General features: G+C 62.5%; 15 protein-coding genes. 11 read left to right on the top strand and 4 right to left on the bottom strand.

Annotated elements, in window-relative coordinates; genetic code table 11:
* The first annotated feature begins 48 nt into the window (after window positions 1–48).
* Genes ACXAHG_RS13005 through ACXAHG_RS12975 form a run of 7 tightly spaced genes read left to right on the top strand, consistent with a single transcriptional unit; the run spans window position 49 to window position 8,106 of the window.
* Window positions 49–513 carry a hypothetical protein gene (locus tag ACXAHG_RS13005; RefSeq protein ID WP_475057938.1) on the top strand — a complete coding sequence of 155 codons (465 nt, stop codon included), beginning with the start codon at window positions 49–51 and terminating at the stop codon, window positions 511–513.
* A complete protein-coding gene (locus ACXAHG_RS13000) occupies window positions 504–2,693 on the top strand; it encodes a 4Fe-4S binding protein (protein WP_475057936.1) in 2,190 nt (729 codons plus the stop codon). The genes ACXAHG_RS13005 and ACXAHG_RS13000 overlap by 10 nt, the downstream gene beginning before the upstream one ends.
* Before the next feature lie 11 nt (window positions 2,694–2,704).
* Window positions 2,705–4,612: a TAT-dependent nitrous-oxide reductase gene (gene nosZ / locus ACXAHG_RS12995; protein WP_475057934.1), complete on the top strand. Its 1,908-nt coding sequence runs from the start codon at window positions 2,705–2,707 to the stop codon at window positions 4,610–4,612.
* A 3-nt stretch (window positions 4,613–4,615) separates the two neighbouring features.
* Window positions 4,616–5,884, top strand: coding sequence for a nitrous oxide reductase family maturation protein NosD (locus ACXAHG_RS12990; protein ID WP_475057932.1), 1,269 nt, complete (start codon window positions 4,616–4,618; stop codon window positions 5,882–5,884).
* Complete coding sequence (locus tag ACXAHG_RS12985) at window positions 5,877–6,773, top strand: ABC transporter ATP-binding protein (protein WP_475057929.1); 897 nt, start codon at window positions 5,877–5,879, stop codon at window positions 6,771–6,773. Before ACXAHG_RS12990 ends, ACXAHG_RS12985 begins: the two co-directional genes overlap by 8 nt.
* On the top strand, window positions 6,770–7,591 hold the full coding sequence (locus tag ACXAHG_RS12980) for an ABC transporter permease (RefSeq protein WP_475045056.1): 822 nt from the start codon (window positions 6,770–6,772) through the stop codon (window positions 7,589–7,591). The genes ACXAHG_RS12985 and ACXAHG_RS12980 overlap by 4 nt, the downstream gene beginning before the upstream one ends.
* The gene (locus tag ACXAHG_RS12975; protein ID WP_475057926.1) at window positions 7,588–8,106 is read left to right on the top strand and encodes a nitrous oxide reductase accessory protein NosL; all 519 of its coding nucleotides are present in this window, start codon (window positions 7,588–7,590) and stop codon (window positions 8,104–8,106) included. Before ACXAHG_RS12980 ends, ACXAHG_RS12975 begins: the two co-directional genes overlap by 4 nt.
* Window positions 8,107–8,127: 21 nt before the next feature.
* On the opposite strand, the gene hisD is transcribed toward ACXAHG_RS12975, so the two are convergent.
* Both hisD and ACXAHG_RS12965 read right to left on the bottom strand, forming a co-directional pair.
* Complete coding sequence (hisD, locus tag ACXAHG_RS12970) at window positions 8,128–9,405, bottom strand: histidinol dehydrogenase (protein WP_475057924.1); 1,278 nt, start codon at window positions 9,403–9,405, stop codon at window positions 8,128–8,130.
* Between the two features lie 149 nt (window positions 9,406–9,554).
* Complete coding sequence (locus ACXAHG_RS12965) at window positions 9,555–10,526, bottom strand: LysR family transcriptional regulator (protein ID WP_475045052.1); 972 nt, start codon at window positions 10,524–10,526, stop codon at window positions 9,555–9,557.
* Between the two features lie 207 nt (window positions 10,527–10,733).
* Here ACXAHG_RS12965 and ACXAHG_RS12960 point away from each other — a divergent pair, with 207 nt between their 5' ends.
* The 3 genes from ACXAHG_RS12960 (at window position 10,734) to ACXAHG_RS12950 (ending at window position 13,897) form a co-directional block, all read left to right on the top strand.
* A complete protein-coding gene (locus ACXAHG_RS12960) occupies window positions 10,734–11,729 on the top strand; it encodes a taurine ABC transporter substrate-binding protein (protein WP_475045050.1) in 996 nt (331 codons plus the stop codon).
* 99 nt (window positions 11,730–11,828) lie between these two features.
* A complete protein-coding gene (locus tag ACXAHG_RS12955; protein WP_475045048.1) occupies window positions 11,829–12,635 on the top strand; it encodes a taurine ABC transporter ATP-binding protein in 807 nt (268 codons plus the stop codon).
* Window positions 12,632–13,897, top strand: coding sequence for an ABC transporter permease (locus ACXAHG_RS12950; RefSeq protein WP_475045046.1), 1,266 nt, complete (start codon window positions 12,632–12,634; stop codon window positions 13,895–13,897). The genes ACXAHG_RS12955 and ACXAHG_RS12950 overlap by 4 nt, the downstream gene beginning before the upstream one ends.
* A gap of 167 nt (window positions 13,898–14,064) precedes the next feature.
* Here the strand turns inward: ACXAHG_RS12950 and ACXAHG_RS12945 are convergent, their stop codons facing one another.
* Both ACXAHG_RS12945 and ACXAHG_RS12940 read right to left on the bottom strand, forming a co-directional pair.
* Window positions 14,065–16,500: a GcvT family protein gene (locus ACXAHG_RS12945; protein ID WP_475057921.1), complete on the bottom strand. Its 2,436-nt coding sequence runs from the start codon at window positions 16,498–16,500 to the stop codon at window positions 14,065–14,067.
* Between the two features lie 141 nt (window positions 16,501–16,641).
* On the bottom strand, window positions 16,642–17,643 hold the full coding sequence (locus tag ACXAHG_RS12940; RefSeq protein ID WP_475057919.1) for a LysR family transcriptional regulator: 1,002 nt from the start codon (window positions 17,641–17,643) through the stop codon (window positions 16,642–16,644).
* 302 nt (window positions 17,644–17,945) lie between these two features.
* Here ACXAHG_RS12940 and ACXAHG_RS12935 point away from each other — a divergent pair.
* Window positions 17,946–19,035 (top strand): extracellular solute-binding protein (locus ACXAHG_RS12935; RefSeq protein WP_475057916.1); only part of this gene is annotated, 1,090 nt, incomplete at its 3' end.

Genomic DNA, 19,035 nt, shown 5'->3' with positions numbered 1-19,035 from the left:
GTTCCCAGTAGTGTCAGCGGCAAATGCAGCAAGAGAATCTTGTAACAGATGCCGCGCACTCCTTTCATATCCACTGCTTGCCGCGCCGGGCTGTTCCGGCGGCTGGCGGGGATCTGTGCGGTCTTCATGCTGGTGCTGCAGGTGGCCTTCCCTGGAGCGGGGCAGGCCGCAGCCAGCGGCGAATGGATTGAGATCTGCGGCGAGTTCGGCGTGCAGCAGATCCAGGTCGCTGCCGAGGACAGCGAAGACAGGCAGGATTGCCCCAAATGCAGCACTTGCGCCCTTTGCGCGGCTGAGACCGGGGCCGCTACGGCATTCCTTCAAACATCAGGGATCAGCCGGGCGGCGGATTGCGCCGTGCTGCTGCCTGCGGGCACCGCGGTGCAGCCGAACCCGGCACAATACTGGCATGAGGGCCGCGGGCCTCCGCTAGTGAAAGAGATAGAATCCGAACGCGCCCTGCGCGCGTCCGTGGCAGCCACTCAAGAAAAAGGAGAGGCGCCATGGTCCTGACACGCGCCTTCCGGGGCTGGCTGACAGCCCTTGTGATGACAATTGCCGCCCTTTTTGCAGCGGCGGCTGAGGCAGACAGCCTCGACTCCTTCCTGACAGAATTGACACCTGCCGACCTGGTGCCCGGCGCCGAGGGTTTTGGCCCGGTGCGCAGCGATGTGCCGGTGGCACCTGTTCTGAAGGGCGGCGAGACCGTCGCCTATGCTTTCCTGACCTCCGATTTTGTCGGCACCACCGGCTACAGCGGCAAGCCGATCCATGTGGTGGCGGCGATTGACACCGATGCGGTGCTGACCGGTGTGAAGCTGGTGAAGCACTCTGAGCCGATTGTGCTGATCGGCATCCCGAACTCGAAAATGGTCAAGCTGACCGAAGGTTATGCCGGGCTGGATCTGAAGGCCGAGGCGGCGGCGGGCGGCGATGCGCATGACCTGGACATCATCTCGGGCGCGACGGTCACCATCATGGTGATCGACGACAGCCTGGTGCGCGCCGGGATCAAGGTGGCCCGCGCGCTGGGTTTGGGCGGTCTGTCGCCGGTGCAGCCGGACGGGCCGAAGCGTGAAGTCGATATGGCCCGTGGGGAGGTGTCGGACTGGACTACGCTGGCAGGGGACGGTTCTGTGCGGCGGATGACGCTGGACGTGGGCCAGATCAATGCGGCCTTTGAGGCGACCGGCGACGAACGCGCGATCAAGCGGCCCGAGGCGGGCGAGCCCGGGGATACTTTCATCGACATGCATGTGGCGTTGGTCTCGGTGCCGTCAATCGGCAAGTCGCTGCTGGGCGAGGCCGAGTACAAGAACCTGCAGAGCTGGCTGAAAGAGGGTGAGCAGGCCATTCTGGTGCTGGGGCGCGGCAGCTACAGCTTCAAGGGCTCTGGCTATGTGCGCGGCGGCATCTTCGACCGGATCCAGCTGATCCAAGGCGATGCCTCAGTGCGGTTCTTTGATAAGCAGCACAAGCGGCTGGGCGCGCTGGCCACGGACGATAGCCCAAGTTTCACCGAGCTGGACCTGTTCAAGATCCCGGCCGATGCGGAGTTCGACCCTGCTGAGCCGTTCCGGCTGCAGCTGCTGGTACAGCGGGCGGTGGGTGCGCTGGAGCGGTCGTTCCTGACCTTTGACCTCGGCTACAAACTGCCAGAGCAGTATCTGCTGCCCGCCGCGCCTGCGCCCAAAGTGGTGGAGGATGCCACGGATGAAGCCGCCGCCAAGGCGGCGCTGTGGCAGCGGATCTGGAAGGACCGCACCGTCGAGATCGGTGTCTTGGGCGTGATGCTCTTGGTGCTGACGGGGGTGTTCTTCTTCCAGTTCCAGGCGACCGTGAATGCGCGCACTTTCTACTGGTTCCGCATCGGCTATCTGACCGTCACGCTGGTGTTCCTGGGCTGGTACGCCAATGCGCAGCTGAGCGTGGTGAACCTGATGGCGCTGGCGGGTTCCTTGCGCAGCGGGTTTTCCTGGGATGCTTTCCTGCTGGACCCGCTGGTGTTTATCCAGTGGTTTGCGGTTGCTGCAGCACTGCTGTTCTGGGGCCGCGGCGCCTATTGCGGCTGGCTGTGCCCGTTCGGTGCGCTGCAGGAGCTGACCAACAAGATTGCCCGCGCTCTGAAAGTGCCGCAGATCACCCTGCCGTGGGGCCTGCATGAGCGGCTTTGGCCTGCGAAATACATGATCTTTCTTGGGCTGTTCGGCATCTCGATGGTGTCGATCCCGCTGGCCGAGACATATGCAGAGGTGGAGCCGTTCAAGACCGCGATCATCCTGAAGTTCGTGCGCGACTGGCCGTTTGTAGTCTTTGCGCTGGTGCTGCTGGGACTGGGTCTGTTTATAGAGCGTTTCTACTGCCGCTACCTGTGCCCGCTGGGCGCGGCGCTGGCGATCCCGGCGCGGGTGCGCATGTTCGATTGGCTGAAGCGCTACCACGAATGCGGACACCCCTGTCAGACCTGTTCAAACGAGTGCCCCGTTCAAGCCATTCACCCGACCGGTGAGATCAACCCGAACGAATGTGTGAACTGCCTGCATTGCCAGGTTCTGTACCAATCCGAAGCCAAATGCCCGGTTGTGATCAAACAGCTGAAACGCCGGGCCAAAACTGGTGCACCCGGACCGGACGTTGCTCTCGGCCGGCCGCCGGCCAATCACCCCAACGCGAACAGGATCAAAGTTTCCTGAAGGAGGACATCATGTCTGAAGACCTGAAAAACAAACTGCCCGTCACCCGCCGCGGCCTTCTGGGGGCCACTGCCTCCGGCGCCGTTCTGGCGGCCACCGGTGCCGGCTCCGCGCTGCTGGGCGCCAAGCCTGCACAGGCGGCAGGCGTCAACCTGGAGCCGGGCGAACTGGATGAATACTATGGCTTCTGGTCCTCGGGCCAGACCGGCGAGCTGCGCATTCTGGGCGTTCCGTCCATGCGCGAACTGATGCGGATCCCGGTTTTCAACCGCTGCTCTGCCACCGGCTGGGGCCAGACCAACGAGTCTAAGAAGATCCTGACCGAGGGCCTGCTGCCTGAGACCAAGGAATTCCTGGCTGCCAACGGCAAGGAAACCTATGACAACGGCGACCTGCACCACCCGCATATGTCGTTCACTGATGGCACCTATGACGGCCGCTACATCTTCATGAACGACAAGGCCAACACCCGCGTTGCCCGGGTGCGCTGCGATGTGATGAAATGCGACAAGATCATCGAGATCCCCAACGCCAAGGACATCCACGGGTTGCGCCCGCAGAAGTTCCCGCGCACCGGCTATGTCTTTGCCAACGGCGAGCACGAGGCGCCGCTGATCAACGACGGCCAGATCCTGGATGACCCGTCGCAATACGTGAACATCTTCTCCGCCATCGACGGCGACACCATGGAAGTTGCCTGGCAGGTGATCGTCTCGGGCAACCTGGACAACACCGACTGCGATTACCAGGGCAAATACGCCTACTCGACCTCCTACAACTCGGAAATGGGGATGACCCTGGCCGAGATGACCGAGAACGAGCTGGACCACGTGGTTGTCTTCAACATTGCGGCGATCGAAGCCGCCATCGAGGCGGGCGACTATCAGGAGCTGAACGGCGCCAAGGTTGTTGACGGGCGCAAAGGCGCGCCGGGCAAACTGACGCGTTACATCCCGATCCCGAACTCACCGCACGGCATCAACACCGCACCGGACAAGAAGCACGTTTGCGTCAACGGCAAGCTGTCGCCGACTGTTTCGGTGATCGACGTCGAGAAGCTGGACGCGCTGTTTGACGGCGATGCCGACCCGCGCTCGGCCATCGTGGCGGAACCGCAGCTGGGCCTTGGCCCGCTTCACACTGCCTTTGACAACCGCGGCTATGCCTACACCACTCTGTTCCTGGACAGCCAGGTGGTGAAATGGGATATCGCCAAGGCGATCGAGGCCTATGCGGGCGCCGATGTGGACCCGATTATGGACAAGGTTGATGTGCAGTACCAGCCGGGCCACAACTCCACCTCCATGGGCGAGACCGCCGAGGCGGACGGCAAATGGCTGATTTCCATGAACAAGTTCTCCAAGGACCGGTTCCTGAACGTCGGTCCGCTGAAGCCCGAGAACGAGCAGCTGATCGACATCTCCGGCGACAAGATGAAGGTGGTGCACGACGGGCCGACCTTTGCTGAGCCGCATGACTCGATCATCGTGCACCGCTCCAAGGTGAACCCGGCCAGCATCTGGGACCGCAACGACCCGATGTGGTCGGAGGCGCGCGCCCAGGCCGAGGCCGACGGTGTGGACCTGGACGACTGGCAGGACACCATCGTGCACGACGGCAACAAGGTGCGGGTCTATATGTCCAGCCAGGCGCCAAACTTCAGCCTGGAGAAGTTCACCGTCAAGCAGGGGGATGAGGTCACCGTCTATGTCACCAACCTGGATGATATCGACGACCTGACCCACGGCTTCTGCCTGTCGAACTTCGGCATCGCAATGGAAGTGGGGCCGATGGCCACTGCCTCGGTTACCTTTGTGGCTGAGCGTCCCGGCGTGCATTGGTACTACTGCCAGTGGTTCTGCCACGCGCTGCACATGGAGATGCGTGGCCGGATGCTGGTTGAGCCGCGGAGCGCGTAAGCCATGAAACGGCTCCTGCCTATATCCTTGGTTGCGGCTTTGACCTGTCTGGCACCCGCCTGGGCGGCCACTTGGGACGTGCCCAACCGGGCAGGGGCCATCGCTGAAACACTGGCGCTGGCGGCGGATGGCGACACCCTCCGCCTCGCCCCCGGCGAATACGCCGAAACCCTGGTGCTGGACCGGCCTGTCATTCTGGACGGGCAGGGCAAGGCCACATTGGACGGGCAGGGCAAGGGATCGGTGATCACCGTGACCGGGCCGGGCGTGACCGTTCAGAATCTAACCGTTGTCGGCTCCGGCTCCTCGCATCAGGAGATCGACAGCGGCATCAAACTTACCAAGACCGCTAAGGCGCCGCAGATTCTGAACAATGTGCTGCTAGGCAACCTTTACGGCGTGGATATTCACGGCGCCCGGGACAGCCTGGTGCAGGGCAACCGGATCGAGGGGCGTCTCGACCGGCACATGAATGCCCGCGGCAACGGGGTCTATGTCTGGAACGCGCCGGGCGCTGTGGTGGACGGCAACGAGATCCGATTTGGCCGCGACGGGATCTTTGTGAACAGTTCCAAGAAGAATGCCTTCACCAACAACGTGTTTCGCGATCTGCGGTTTGCCGTGCATTACATGTATGCCGACAATTCCGAGGTCTCGGGCAATGTCTCGATCGGCAATCACTTGGGCTATGCGGTGATGTTCTCCAAACGGGTCAAGGTGACCGGGAATGTCTCGCTGAATGACCGCGACCACGGGGTGATGCTGAACTACGCCAACCAGGGCGAGGTGCGCGGCAACTATGTGAAGGGGGCCAAGGACAAATGCACCTTCCTTTATAACGCCCACAAGAATGACTTCTCCGGCAACTGGTTCGAGGGCTGCGGTATCGGCATCCACTTCACCGCCGGCAGTGACGGCAACCGGATGGTTGGGAACGCCTTTGTCGGCAACCGGCACCAAGTGAAATTCGTCTCCACCAAATGGGTGGAATGGAGCGAGGAGGGCCGGGGCAACTACTGGTCCGACTTCGCAGGTTTTGATGTGGACGGGGATGGCATCGCCGATGCGCCGTACCGTCCCAACGACAGCATGGACCATGTGCTGTGGACCCAGCCGGCGGCGAAACTCTTGATGGGTTCGCCCGCGGTGCAGCTGGTGCGCTGGTCGCAGTCGGCGTTTCCAGCGCTGCTGCCCGGCGGGGTGATCGACAGCCACCCGCTGATGGTCCCCGAGCGGCCCGAGGCTGCCAGAAAGGTTGAACAGGATGGATAAGGTTCCTCTGCAAATCCGCGCGCTGGACAAGTTCCGCGGCAAGGCGCAGGTGCTGCATGGCATCGATCTGGACATCGCGCCGGGTGAGCGGCTGGCGCTCTTGGGCCACAACGGTGCGGGCAAGTCGACATTGATCAAGGCAGTGCTGGGCCTGATCCGGCATGAGGGCGGCAGTATCCGCATCTGCGGCGCGGCGCCCGGCAGTGCTGCGGCGCGGGCGGCCACGGCCTTTCTGCCAGAGGCGGTCAGTTTTCACCCGGCGCTGACCGGGCATGAACAGCTGGCGCTGTTTGCCCGCCTTGCCGGTGAACGCGCTGACATCGAGGGCCTGCTGGAACGGGTTGGCCTGGGCGAGGCCATGCATCGCCGCATCGGCGCCTATTCCAAGGGGATGCGGCAGCGGCTGGGCTTGGCGCAGGTGCTGCTGGGCCGCCCCAAGCTGGCGCTGCTGGATGAACCCACCAGCGGGCTGGACCCGATCTCGCGCCAGGACCTCTATGCCATTATCAATGAACTGGCAGAGCAGGGCGCGGCGGTGCTGATCGCCTCCCACGCGCTGACCGAGGTGGAGGCGCGCACTGACCGTATCGCCATTCTGCGCAAGGGCGCAAAGGTGGCGGATGACACTCTGGCGGGCCTGTCGGCCCAGGCCGGGCTGCCGGTGAAGCTGCGGGTGCAGGTCAGCGGCGCGCACGCCGACCGGATTGCGGTGGAGACTGGCGGGCGGCGGATCAACGGTGCCTCGGTCGAGATCCTGTGTTCACCGCAGGACAAGATGGCCGAGCTGCGCAAAATCGCCGCCATGGGCGATGCGGTGGCCGATATCGACATGGTGCCGCCGAGGCTGGAAGACCTGTATCGCCATTACTCCGGGGAGGACCGCAAATGAGACGTGCCTTTGCCATTGCCCGTGCCGAGATGCTGATCCTGCGCCGCAACCGCTGGCTGTTCATGGCCACGCTGATCATGCTCGCCTTTGCGCTGGCCTTGTCCTTTGCTGGATCGGCGCCGACGGGAACGTTGGGGGTGGACATGCTGACCGTCTCGGTGGCCTCAATGACCACCCTGTCGGTCTACCTGGCGCCGCTCTTGGCGCTGATGATGGGGTTCGATGCGGTGGCAGGCGACCGCGACCGGGGCAGCCTTGCCCTGTTACTGGCCTATCCGGCGGGACGGGCTGAGATCCTGCTGGGCAAGCTGATGGCCCATCTGGCTGCCCTGGCGGTTGCCATGTGCATCGGCTTTGGCGCAGCGGGGGCCATTGCTGCCTGGTTCGGCGGCGCCGGCGCTGAGAGCCTGGTGGCATTGGGGCGGCTGGTGCTGACCTCGATCCTGTTGGGGGCCGTTTTCCTGGTGTTGGGCTATGCCTTGTCAGCGCTCAGCAGCGGTGCAACAGCCGCGGCGGGCCTGTCTGCGGGCGTGTGGCTGGTATTTGTGGTGCTCTATGACCTGGGTCTGCTGGGTGCGGTGGTGATGGACAGCGGCGGGGTCTTTACTCAGAAGATCTTCCCCTGGGTGATGGTCGCCAACCCGGCGGACGCGTTCCGGCTGTGGAACGTGGCGGCCTCGGAAAGCGTGGCCCTGTCCAGCGGCATGGCGGGTGCGGCCAGCGCCTTGCCCGGCTGGGCGGCACCGCTGTCGCTCTCGCTGTGGCCCGCGCTGGGCTTTGCTCTGGCTTGCGCTGCGTTCCGGAGGGTAGAGCCATGAAACGCCTGTTCCTTGCCGCCGCATTGGTTCTGGCCGCGTGCCGGGAAGAAGAAGCCAAAGCGCCGCCCGCGCCCGTGGAGCTGACCGAGGCTGCGCTGAGCTATTTCTGCCAGATGAATGTGGCCGAACATGGCGGACCGAAGGGGCAGATCCATCTGGACGGTTTCCCTGCACCGCTGTTCTTTGCCCAGGTGCGCGATCTGGCGGCCTATGTGAAAAGTCCCGAACGGGATGCGGAGATCACCGCGATCTATGTGAGCGACATGGGCGCGGCGGCGAACTGGGAGCATCCCGGCACCAATAACTGGATTGATGCCAATGGCGCGCATTTTGTGGTCGGCTCCAACGTCGCAGGCGGCATGGGCGCGCCTGAGGTGGTGCCGTTTGCCTCGCCAGAGGCGGCAGCGCGGTTTGCGCGACGCTATGGCGGGACTGTCGCCGGGTTCGACGGTATACCTGACGATGCCGTGCTGGGGCCGGTTGATCTGGACCAGCAGCTGGAGACGCCGTCCTGAGGGCAGTGTTCCGGTAAGGTCTTAGGCGGTCTCGGGCATCAGCCGCAGTTCGGCGGCGATGGCGTGGCCCTCCATGCCTTCCATCCTGCTGATGCGGGCGGTGCGCTGGGCCAGTTCATGCGAGGCGGCGGTGTTGCAGCGCTGCCAGGTCACGGTCTTGGTGAACTTGTGTACCGATAGCCCGCCGGTATAGCGCGCCGCACCGCTGGTCGGCAGCACGTGGTTGGGGCCGGAAGTCTTGTCGCCGAAGGACACCGTGGTCTCCTTGCCCAGGAACAGCGAGCCATAGGCGGAGAGGCGGTCCAGCCACCAGTCAAGGTTCTCAGCCTGTACCTGCAGATGCTCGGGCGCGTAGCGGTCGGCGACCTGAGCGGCCTCTTCACGGCTGCCGCATAGGACCACCTCGGCCCGTTCGTGCCAGGCGCGGTGGGCGGCGGAGAGGTTGGGTTCGGGCAGCTTGTCGATCAAGCCCTGTACACGGGCCATCACGCCCTTGGCCAGGCTCTCGCTGGTGGTGATCAGCCAGACCGGGCTGTCGGCACCGTGTTCCGCCTGGCTGACCAGGTCCCAGGCGACGGTTTCCACTTCGGCGGTGTGGTCGGCAATCACCAGCGAGTCCGTCGGTCCGGCAAACATGTCGATGCCGACTTCGCCGAACAGCATCCGTTTGGCCTCTGCCACATAGGAATTGCCGGGGCCAACCAGGATGTCGGCGGGCTGGGCGCCGAACAGGCCCTGGGCCATGGCAGCGATGCCCTGCACTCCGCCGAGGTTCAGGATCAGGTCGGCGCCGCACAGGTCCATCGCATAGATGATGGCGTCGGGAATGCCGCTGCCCGGGCGCGGGGGGGATACTGCCGTGATGTGCGGCACGCCAGCCACCTTGGCGGTGGTGATCGTCATCAGCGCACTGGCGATATGGCTGTAGCGCCCGCCTGGCACATAGCAGCCGGCGCTGGAAACCGGGATCTGTTTCTGGCCTGCGATCAGGCCGGGGATCACCTCGACCTCGCATTCGCCCATAGTGGCCTTTTGCGCCTCGGCAAAGCGGCGGATATTGGCGTGGGCGAATTGGATGTCGTCCTTGGTTTGCTGCGAAACCCGGTTGCAGGCCGCGCGGCGCTGGGCGTCAGTCACCACGATGGGCCCGGTCCAGCCATCCAGTTTTTCCGCATAGTGGCGCACCGCGTCTTCACCCTCGCGCCGGATGTTGGCCAGCATGACAGCAACTGTGTCGCGGATATCGCGGCTTTCGGTGTTGGGGCGTGCTTGGGCTTGCTTTAGATGGGTGATTGCCATGGGCTTATGTTCCTCGAAAAACCGCCGGTTGCGCAGAAAGACACAGGATGCGGAGTGCGCCTAAGACAGCGTCCGGCGGGCCGGGCGGTCAAGCGGCGGCGCATTGGTTTCGAGAAACACGAATGTTTGTTTCGAATTGCAGCCTGATCCTATGCCTCTTGCGCGGGCAAAGTTCTGAACTCTTCGGCCAGCCAGGGAAAACGGATGCTGATCGGATCTGTGAAGTGGTGGCGCAGGGACTTTTGCAGCGCCTCGTGGATCAGCTGCGAGGTGGCGGCCGGGTAGACGTTGGTGGTGAACAGCGACACCGTGCGGGCAAAGCTTTTGCCGGGAAACCGCACCACTTTGACCTTGTCATGAAAGCGCGCTGCACGATGGTAGCTGGCGGCGGTGGTGACCGTCCAGCCGCTGCCCTCCGAGACCAGGCCGATGATTGACTGGTTGCATTCCAGCTCGAACCGGTTGGGCAGCGCGATCTTGAGACGGGTCAGCTGAGTTTCGATTTGCTTGCCGATGGTGTGGTCACGGGAGTAGCGCAGGAACGGGAGCGGCGCGTCAGCTTTGGTCAGGTCCTCGACGCTGCCGGCATAGGCTGCCGGGACCACCAGGATGAATGGGTCGCGCATCAGCGGATATTCTATCAGGTCGGGCAGCAATCCGGACGGGCGGGTCGCGACGCCTGCATCCAGCTTTTGCTCCTGCAGCTTTTCGATGATTTCGTGGCTGGGGCGGGTGTAGTGGCGGAAGCTGCAGCGGGGCAGGGCGGTGGACAGGAACTGGAACAACTCGGGGCCGACTTCATTGTCGAAGTCATCCAGCAGCGCCATCCGCAGGTCGGTGGCATGCTGCCAGCTGCCGGAGCGGATTTCCGCCTCGCCGCGTTTTAGGGTCATTAGCCCATCATAGACATAGCGCGCAAAAACCACGCCTGCTGGGGTCAGCCCCATCGGGCGGCGGGTGTGGTCCACCAGTTCCACCCCAAGCGCGCTTTCCAGGCTGCGCAGGTGGTTGGATACGGTGCTGATCGACAGGCCGGTTTCCGCAGCCGCCTTTTGGATCGATCCCGACTTGGAAATCAGCTGGAACACCTCCAGCCAGCGCAGGCTCAGTGTCTTGTGCATATGCCGTCCTCCCTTGCAGTCTGCATATGCTGTCCTTTGATTAGCGCAAAATGTTCCGTAAAAATCGAAACTAAGTTTTACTTTAGCCGCAAGGGTAATTTTGTTCTACAGTGAAATTGCTTCCCGGATATGGTTTGCCGTGCAAAAATCCAAGCCTCAAGACCTGCAGTGAACGGGTCCGGCGTGTCAACTGGGAGGACTAACAATATGATCAAAAAGTATCTGCTTTCAACAGCCTGTGCAGCTGCGGCCGCGGTTTCGGCCACTTCTGCCTCGGCGCTGGACGAAATCACAGTTGCCTATTTCCTGGAGTGGCCGATGCCGTTCCAGTTCGCCAAGGCCAATGGCACCTATGAAGAAGAGATGGGCGTCAAGATCAACTGGGTCTCCTTTGACACCGGCACCGCAATGTCGGCGGCGATGGCATCAGGCGACGTGCAGATTGCCGTGAGCCAGGGCGTTCCGCCGTTTGTGGTGGCCACCTCGGCAGGGCAGGACATCCAGACCGTGGATGTGGCCGTCAGCTATTCCGACAACGACAACTGCGTGGTGGCCGAAGCGCTGGAAATCGACAAATCCAACGCGGGCGAGCTGAACGGCAAGAAGGTGGGAGTGCCGATCGGCACTGCCGCGCATTACGGTTTCCTGTCGCAAATGGCGCACTTCGGTGTGGATATCGGCTCGATGGAAATCGTCGACATGGCGCCCGCGGACGGCGCGGCGGCCTTTGCCCAAGGCAACCTGGACATGGTCTGCGGCTGGGGCGGTGCGCTGCGGCGGATGCTGGAACACGGCAACGTTCTGCTGACTGGTGCCGAGAAGGAAGAGCTGGGCATTCTGGTGTTTGACGTGACCAGCGCGCCGGCGGGCTTTATCGCCGAAGAAGGCGCACTTCTGAGCAAGTTCCTGAAGGTGACCGCAGATGCCAATGCGATGTGGAACGCGGGCGGCAGCAAGGATGAGATGCTGCCGGTGATCGCCAAGGATGCAGGTATGGACCTGGCGGATGCCGAGGCCACCATTGCGACCTTTAGCTTTCCCTCGGCTGAGGATCAGCTGTCCGGCAAATGGCTGGGCGGCGGCGCGCAGAGCTTCATGAAGGGCGTTGCCGATGTGTTCGTGAACGCGGGCAGCATTGAGGCTGCGCTGGAATCCTATGACGGCGCCGTCGACAGCGGGCCGCTGGAGGCCGCGGTAAACTGAACCGGGGCACACCGGTCAAGTCGGACGGCCCGGATCCCGGGCCGTCCGCGTCTGCGGTTTAAGGGCGGTGTTTGCCGACCCTAACAGGAAGGGGAAGAGATGTCGGGACTGGATATCAAGAGTGTCTCCATGCGTTTTGATCTGCCCAATGGCAGCTCGGTTCAGGCGCTGAAAGACGTTTCATTGAATTTGCAGGCGGGGGAACTGCTGTCGGTATTGGGTCCGTCAGGCTGCGGCAAGACCACGCTGCTGAATATTCTGGCGGGCTTTCTGGCCCCCACCGAAGGTGCGGTAGAGCTGAACGGCCATGTGGTAACAGGCCCCGATGCCGAACGCGGCATGGTGTTCCAGAAAGGCGCCTTGTTCGAGTGGATGAACGTGCGCGACAACGTGGAATTCGGCCCCCGGATGAAGGGCATGGCCAGGGCCGAGCGGGAGAAGATCTCGGACCACCTATTGGAAATCGTCGGCCTGCAGGACTTCAAGGAAAAAGCGGTTTATGAACTGTCGGGCGGTATGCAGCAGCGGGTGGCGCTGGCCCGCTGCCTGGCCAATGAGCCGGATGTGATCCTGATGGATGAACCGCTGGGCGCGCTGGACGCGCTGACGCGGGAGAAGATGCAAGGTTTGGTGCTGAAGCTCTGGAAAGAGACCGGCAAGACCATCATCCTGATCACCCACTCGGTGGAGGAGGCGCTGCTGCTGGGGGAGCGCCTGATCGTGATGGCGCCGCGTCCTGGGCGTATCCACCGCGAATACCAGCTGCCGTTTGCCGAGCGCGGCGTGAATGCCGACCTGCGCGACGTGAAGAAATCCGAAGGCTTTGCCGAGACGCGGGATGAGATCCTCTCAATGATCTGGGAGATGGAAGAGGAGATCATGGGCCGGACGGAGCAGGTTGCATGACAGTCCTTCTTTTCTATGTTGCGCTGTTTGCCGGCGCCTTCTTTTTGGTCCACCTGATCCGCCGCGGCATGCAGTCCCGGCAGGATTTCACCAGCCTGAAGACGGTGACTTTCGGCGATGAAAGCGCTGTGACGCCGGACCGGGCGGCCTCGATTATTTCGGTTTTGGTGATCTTTATCATCTGGGGAGCCTTCACCGGCTCAAAACTGATCCCGATCCATGTGCCGGGGCCGTTTACCGGTGAAACCACCTTTACCTACACGCTGGAAAACGCCGAAGGCGCGACGGACGATGCCGAGGTGACTGTGCGGGTCTTTGGCTTTGGCGAAGATGTCGAGAAGTTCGAAGTCGAAGCCGGGGGCGGCTTTGCCAGCAATGACGCGCTGGCGGCGCAGGCCGGGCGCTCGACCACGCTGCTGTTCGACAAGAACGACGAGGCCAAGCGCAAGGCGGGCGCCAGGATTGTTGCCATCAACGGCGAGGCGATTGGTGCGGATGGCGCGGTGGATACCGGCGACGGCACCGTGACGTTGACCGGCAAGGGGGCGATCAGCTTTACCCCGCATCAGGGGATGCAGATGAATCCGATCTGGCTGCCGGCACCGGAAACCGTAGTTTCCCGGTTCTTTGAAATCGCCTCGGACGGCTATCAGAACTTCTCGCTGTGGCAGCATCTGGGCTGGTCGCTGACACGGGTGATCGCGGGGTTTGTAACTGGGGCGATCGTGGGCATTCCGCTAGGCTATGCCATGGGTCTAAGCGGCTGGTTCCGCGGCTGGTTCGATCCGATTGTCGAGTTCATGCGGCCGGTGCCGCCCTTGGCACTGATCCCGCTGGTGATCATCTGGTTCGGCATCTGGGAGACCGGCAAGATCGTTCTCTTGTTCCTCGCCGCTCTCTGGATCATGACAATTGCGGCGCGGGCCGGGGTTTCCGGGGTAAATATCTCCAAGATCCACGCGGCCTATTCGCTGGGCGCCTCCAAGTGGCAGATCATGCGGCATGTGATCGTGCCGAACTCGCTGCCGGAAATCTTTACTGGCGCGCGGGTGGCGATGGGTGTCTGCTGGGGCACGGTTGTGGCCGCCGAACTGGTGGCTGCGCAAAAAGGGGCTGGCATGATGATCATCGCTGCGTCGAAGTTCCAGCTGACCGATATCGTGATCATGGGCATCGTGCTGATCGGCATCATCGGCTATGGCATCGATATCCTTATGCGCAAGGCCGAGAACTGGCTGGTGCCGTGGAAAGGCCGCAGCTGATTTCTGCCGCTGTCACGCAAACGAAAACGCCCGGAACTTCCTGGGCGTTTTCTTAATAAGCGGTGTCCGTTCTAGCTGCTAAGGGCCGCAAAGACCCGCGGGGTGGCGCATCGCGCCGCCCCATGGGGGCGGGTCGGCGCGGCCCGGCCTCTCGGCCGGGCAGAATGTTATCCACGGATCCGTGTGAATTCCGGGTCATAAGGGGAAGGTGCGATGACTGTTGCGCCAACCAGATCGCCGCAGAGGTCGAGCTGCATGGTGCTGCCCTCTGACGCCAGCTCTGGCTCGACAAAGGCATAGGCCAGGTTCATCCCCACCCGGTGGCCCCAGTCGCCGGAGGTCACGGTGCCTACAACCCTATCCTCCTGCATCAACGAGGCGCCGCCGTGGGCCGGGGCGTGGGTGGTACCGATCTGCAACGTGACCAGCTTTTTGCAGGCGCCTTCGGTCTGACGTCTCTCCAGGGCGTCACGGCCGATGAAATCGCATTTGTCCAATTTGACAAACCGGTCCAGCCCGGTCTCGAAAGGATCGAACTCGGTGATCAGATCGGCTTTCCAATGCAGAAAGCCTTTCTCCATCCGCATCGATTCCAGCGCGCGGGCGCCGAAGAGTTTCAGCTCGTGTTTCTCACCCGCTTTCCGCAGTGCCAGATAGGCAGCGTAAAGCGAGGCGTTGGGGACGTGGACTTCATAGGCCAGCTCGCCCGAGAAACTGACGCCCATCACCGTGGCCGGGGCAAAGCCGATGAAGCATTCGCGCACCGACAGCCAAGGGAAGGCCTCAACCGACCAGTCACCCCGGGCGCAGGCTGAGAGTACGTCCCTTGCCCGGGGGCCGGCCAGGACCAGGATGGTCTGGTCATTGGTGAGGGAGCGGATCTGCACGTCCTCGCCCCCGCGGATGTGCTGGGTAAGCCAGTCCATGTCATGGAATTCGCTGGCAGCGGCAGAGCCGTACCAAACGCGTTCGGGCCCGCGGTCCGAGGCGGGGAGGTTGGCGACGGTGGCCTCGCCCTTGATCATGCCTTGGTGGTTCAGGAGGTACCCCAGCCCGGCACGGCCCGCGCGTTTGGTGACGGCGCCGCAGAACATGCGGTCGAGGAAGCTGTGGCGATCTGCACCGGTGATCTCGAACCGGTTGAAACCGTTGACCTCGGCGAGGCCGACGTTCTCCTGCACATTCTTCACTTCCGCGGCGACCACATCGAAGGCTTCGTCGAAATTGAAGCTGAGCGAAGGATGGAAGTCCGGCGAAGGCTTGATGTACTCCACCCGCTCCCAGCCGTTCACCACGGTGAATTCGGCGCCCTCGGCGGCCATGACTGGGGTGAGCGGTGTGGTCTTCGCCGGGCGGCCTGCGGGGCGGTGCTCATGCGGGAAGTGGAAGCGAAATTCGTTCTGGTAGTCTTCGATCGCTTTGAGGGCAGTCAGTTCAAAGTTGGCATGGCCGGAGAAGCGGCGCGGGTCCAGACACCAGGTGTCATAGCAGGCTTCGCCGTGCACGATCATCTGCGCCAGCAGCCAGCCGTGGCCGCCGCCTTCGCCAAGGCCCGCACGCAGACCGATGGCGCAGAAGGCGTTGCGTTTGCCCGGGATCGGGCCGATCAGCGGCGCACCGTCGATGGTATATGTGATCGGACCGTTCACGATGGAGCGGATGCCGGTCTCGCGCAATGCAGGCATCCGCTCGAACGCGCCCTCCAGCACGTCCATCACCCGCTCCAGGTCGTCGGGGCAGAGAGCGTTGACGAAGTTCGGATCGATGCCGTCCATGCCCCAGGTCTTGCAGTCGTGCTCGTAGAAACCGATCAGCAACCCGTTCTTTTCCTGGCGGCAGTAGTAGTCCGAGATCGGGCAGCGGATCAGAGGCATCCGGTGGCCCGCCTCGACGATGCCGGGAATGTCCTCGGTCAGGAAATACTGGTGCTCCATCGAGGCGACGGGGTGGTGCACGCCCATCATCGCGCCGACCTCGTTCACCCGGTAGCCGCAGGCATTGACCACGATATCGCAGTCGATGTCGCCGTGCTCGGTATGCACGGTCCAGGTGTTGTCCTTGTGCTGAGTGAGGGCGGTCACCGGCGTGTGGCGGTAGACCTCGGCGCCGGCCTTGCGGGCGTGATAGGCCAGCGCCTGGCACAGCTGCGCCGGGTCTATGTCGCCGTCCAGCGGGTCCCATAGCCCGCCAATCAGGTTGTCGGTGGAAATCAGCGGGTGGCGGCGGGCGCATTCTTCGGCGTCGATCACTTCGAAATGCACGCCCATGCCGCGCGCCATCGAGGCGAAATGGCGGTAGCCCTGCATCTGCGCCTCGGTATTGGCCATACGGATGCCGCCGTCGCCGTGGTGGTAGTTGATCGGGTATTCTGGATCTTCGGCCAGTTTCTTGTACAGGTTGATCGAGTGGGTCTTCAGCCCGACCATGGTCTGATTCATGCCGAAGTTGGTCACCTGCGCCGCCGAATGCCAGGTGGTGCCGCTGGTCAGTTCGTTGCGTTCGACCAGAACGACATCGCTCCAGCCTTCCTGGGTGAGGTGGTAGAGGGTGGAGCAGCCGGCGATGCCGCCGCCGATCACAACAACCTTGGTGCGCGATTTCATGAATGGCCTCCGCTGAACACTGCCCCGGAGTAAGCGCGCAGTTGTGGTGCAGGGCAATCCTGCACGGCTTTGATCAGAAAAAATCGGAATTTTAGTCCAGGGTTTTCCCAATATCCCTGGGCCAGACACCTGGTCCCGTGATCAGGGCAGCAGCGTGAAACGGCTGGTCAGCCAGGGGTAGGCTTCGTGCAGCGGCTGAAGTGCATGGCTGCTGATCAGGCTGCGCATCCTGCTGTGCACCAATTCCCTAACAGAGGCCGCGCAGTCAGGCGTAGACAGGATCGACAGGGTGCGCGCGAAGCTCTTTCCCGGGAAGGCTTCAAGCCGGAGTTGCGGTTGGAACCGGCGGGCGCGTGCGTAATGCAGCGGTGTTGTGACCGCCCAGCCGGCACCGGCGGCCACCATCGCCAGCAGGGTCTGGTTGCTGGCGCATTCAAACCGGTACGGCAGGGCGAAACCGTTGCGCCGCAAGTGCGAATCGATCTGACGGGACATCATCTGGGCTGCGGAGTAGCGCAGAAACGGCAGTTCGCCGCGGCCTTCAAAGAGGTCCTGAGCCGGCACATCGCAGGTTTTCGGCAGCACAACGGTGAATGGATCGCTGAGCAGCGGCGTATCCTGCAGGTCGCGCAGCGGCTCTGCCGGGGTGGTTGTGATGCCAAGGTCAAGCTTGCGGTCGTGCAGCATAGCAATGACCGCGTGGCTGGACTCCGTCTGGTATAGGAAATCGCAGCGCGGCATGTGGCGGGCGAGAAAAACTGCCAGTCCGGGCAGGATGTCGCTGTCGAAATCCTCGATCGAGCCGAGCCGCAGCTGGACTGCCTCTGTAATATTCCCGGCTGAGACTTCTGCTTTGGCCTTGCGGATGGCTTGCAACGCCTCGTTGATATTGCGCAGAAAAATCTGCCCTCTTGGCGTCAGCACCATGGGCCTGCGGCTGTGGTCGAACAGCTCCGTGCCGAGATGCTCTTCGAGATTGCGCAAGTGGTGCGAGACTGTGCTGATGGACAGACCGGTTTCGGCCGCGACCTCCTGAAGGGAATTTTTCCGCGCCGCGGCCTGGAAAAGTTCCAGTGCTCTGAGGCTCAGATCTTTGCGGGAAGAATGGTGCGCCATGCCGCCTATCTTCCACAAAATCAGCACCGCGTCATGCGGTTCCCGCAATCGGACTATGATTTCTTCCCATATTGCAAACGCTTGATCGTTGACGCCCCGCGCTGGCGGGCGCACACTGCAGGCACGGTGATTGTTTTTAAGCGCAATAGAATAGGCTGCCGGTGGACTGAGAGCACAGCGTGAACTGGCACCATGCCAGGCGGCTTGCCGGGTGATCTGGCCTTATCAGTTTTTAAAACTGTCACTGTAGGAGACATTCAAGCCTTCGCAAGGTTTGACAGTTGAAACAACAAAAACAACGAAAACAGTCCAAAGGGAGAACAAATCAAATGGCTGTAAAAACATCGATTTCGCGGCGCGGAGTGCTGAAGGGTGCCGGGGCTGCTGCCTTGGCAGCGCCGCTCTACTCGAAAAGCGCGCTGGCGTCTTCGGGTGAAATCAACATCCTGATGTGGTCGGACTACCTGCCACCGGAATTTATCGCGGGCTTTGAAGCCAAGACTGGCATCAAGGTGAACTACACCGGTATCGGCTCCAACGAGGAAATCATCAACAAGATGAAGGCCACCAAGGGCCAGGGCTTCGATATCGTCTCGCCGACTAACAATCGCTCGTTGCAGTGGGGCCCGCTGGAACTGCTGAAACCCTTCGATATGAGCAAGGTCAACATCGACGCGGTGAACCCGGCAATGGCCAAGATTGGCACCGATGCCTGGAACTTCGGCGGCGGCGGCGTTCATTGGCTGCCGCATATCTGGGGCACCGAGGGCATCGCCTACCGGACCGACCTGTGGCTGCCGGCAGGGGACGCACCGTCCTACGGTGACGTCTGGTCGGAAGAGAACGCAGGCAAGACCATGGGCCGCGCACATTCCATGATGCTGGGTGCAGGCCTTTACATGGAAGCCTCGGGCGAGATGGAGCCGGGTTCGATCTGGGCTGCCTATGACGACGAAGAGACCATGCGCAAGGTCTGGGGGCAGGTCACCGACTGGTGCGTGGCGCGAAAGTCCCGCATCAAACTGATCTGGAACGATGCGGACACCCAGAAAAACGGCCTGCTGAACGAAGGCGTCGTGGTTGGCCAGACCTGGGACGGCCCGCCGCTGGCGCTGAAGTCCGCAGGCGAGCCGGTGCATTACCAGGCGCCGGTTGAGGGCGCGATGGCCTGGGTTGACGGCATCTCAATGCCAGTGGGCGCACAGAATGAAGAGCAGGTTTATGCATTCATTTCTTATGCTTACGAGCAGGAGCCCGCAGGCAAAGCGATTGACAGCCACGGCTACAACTCGCCGGTTCTGGGCGCCGACGGCTTCTCCGGCGATGTCTACAAGAAGAACTTTGCGGAGGCCTATCCGGGCGATAGCCTGGCCAATCTGAACCCCTGGCCGGCCGAGGCGCCTTGGTATGCGGATGTGC

It is taken from the genome of Leisingera sp. ABD4_442 (assembly GCF_056160905.1).
The sequence above is the reverse complement of the archived record's forward strand: the minus strand, read 5'-3'. Positions and strand labels throughout refer to the sequence as shown.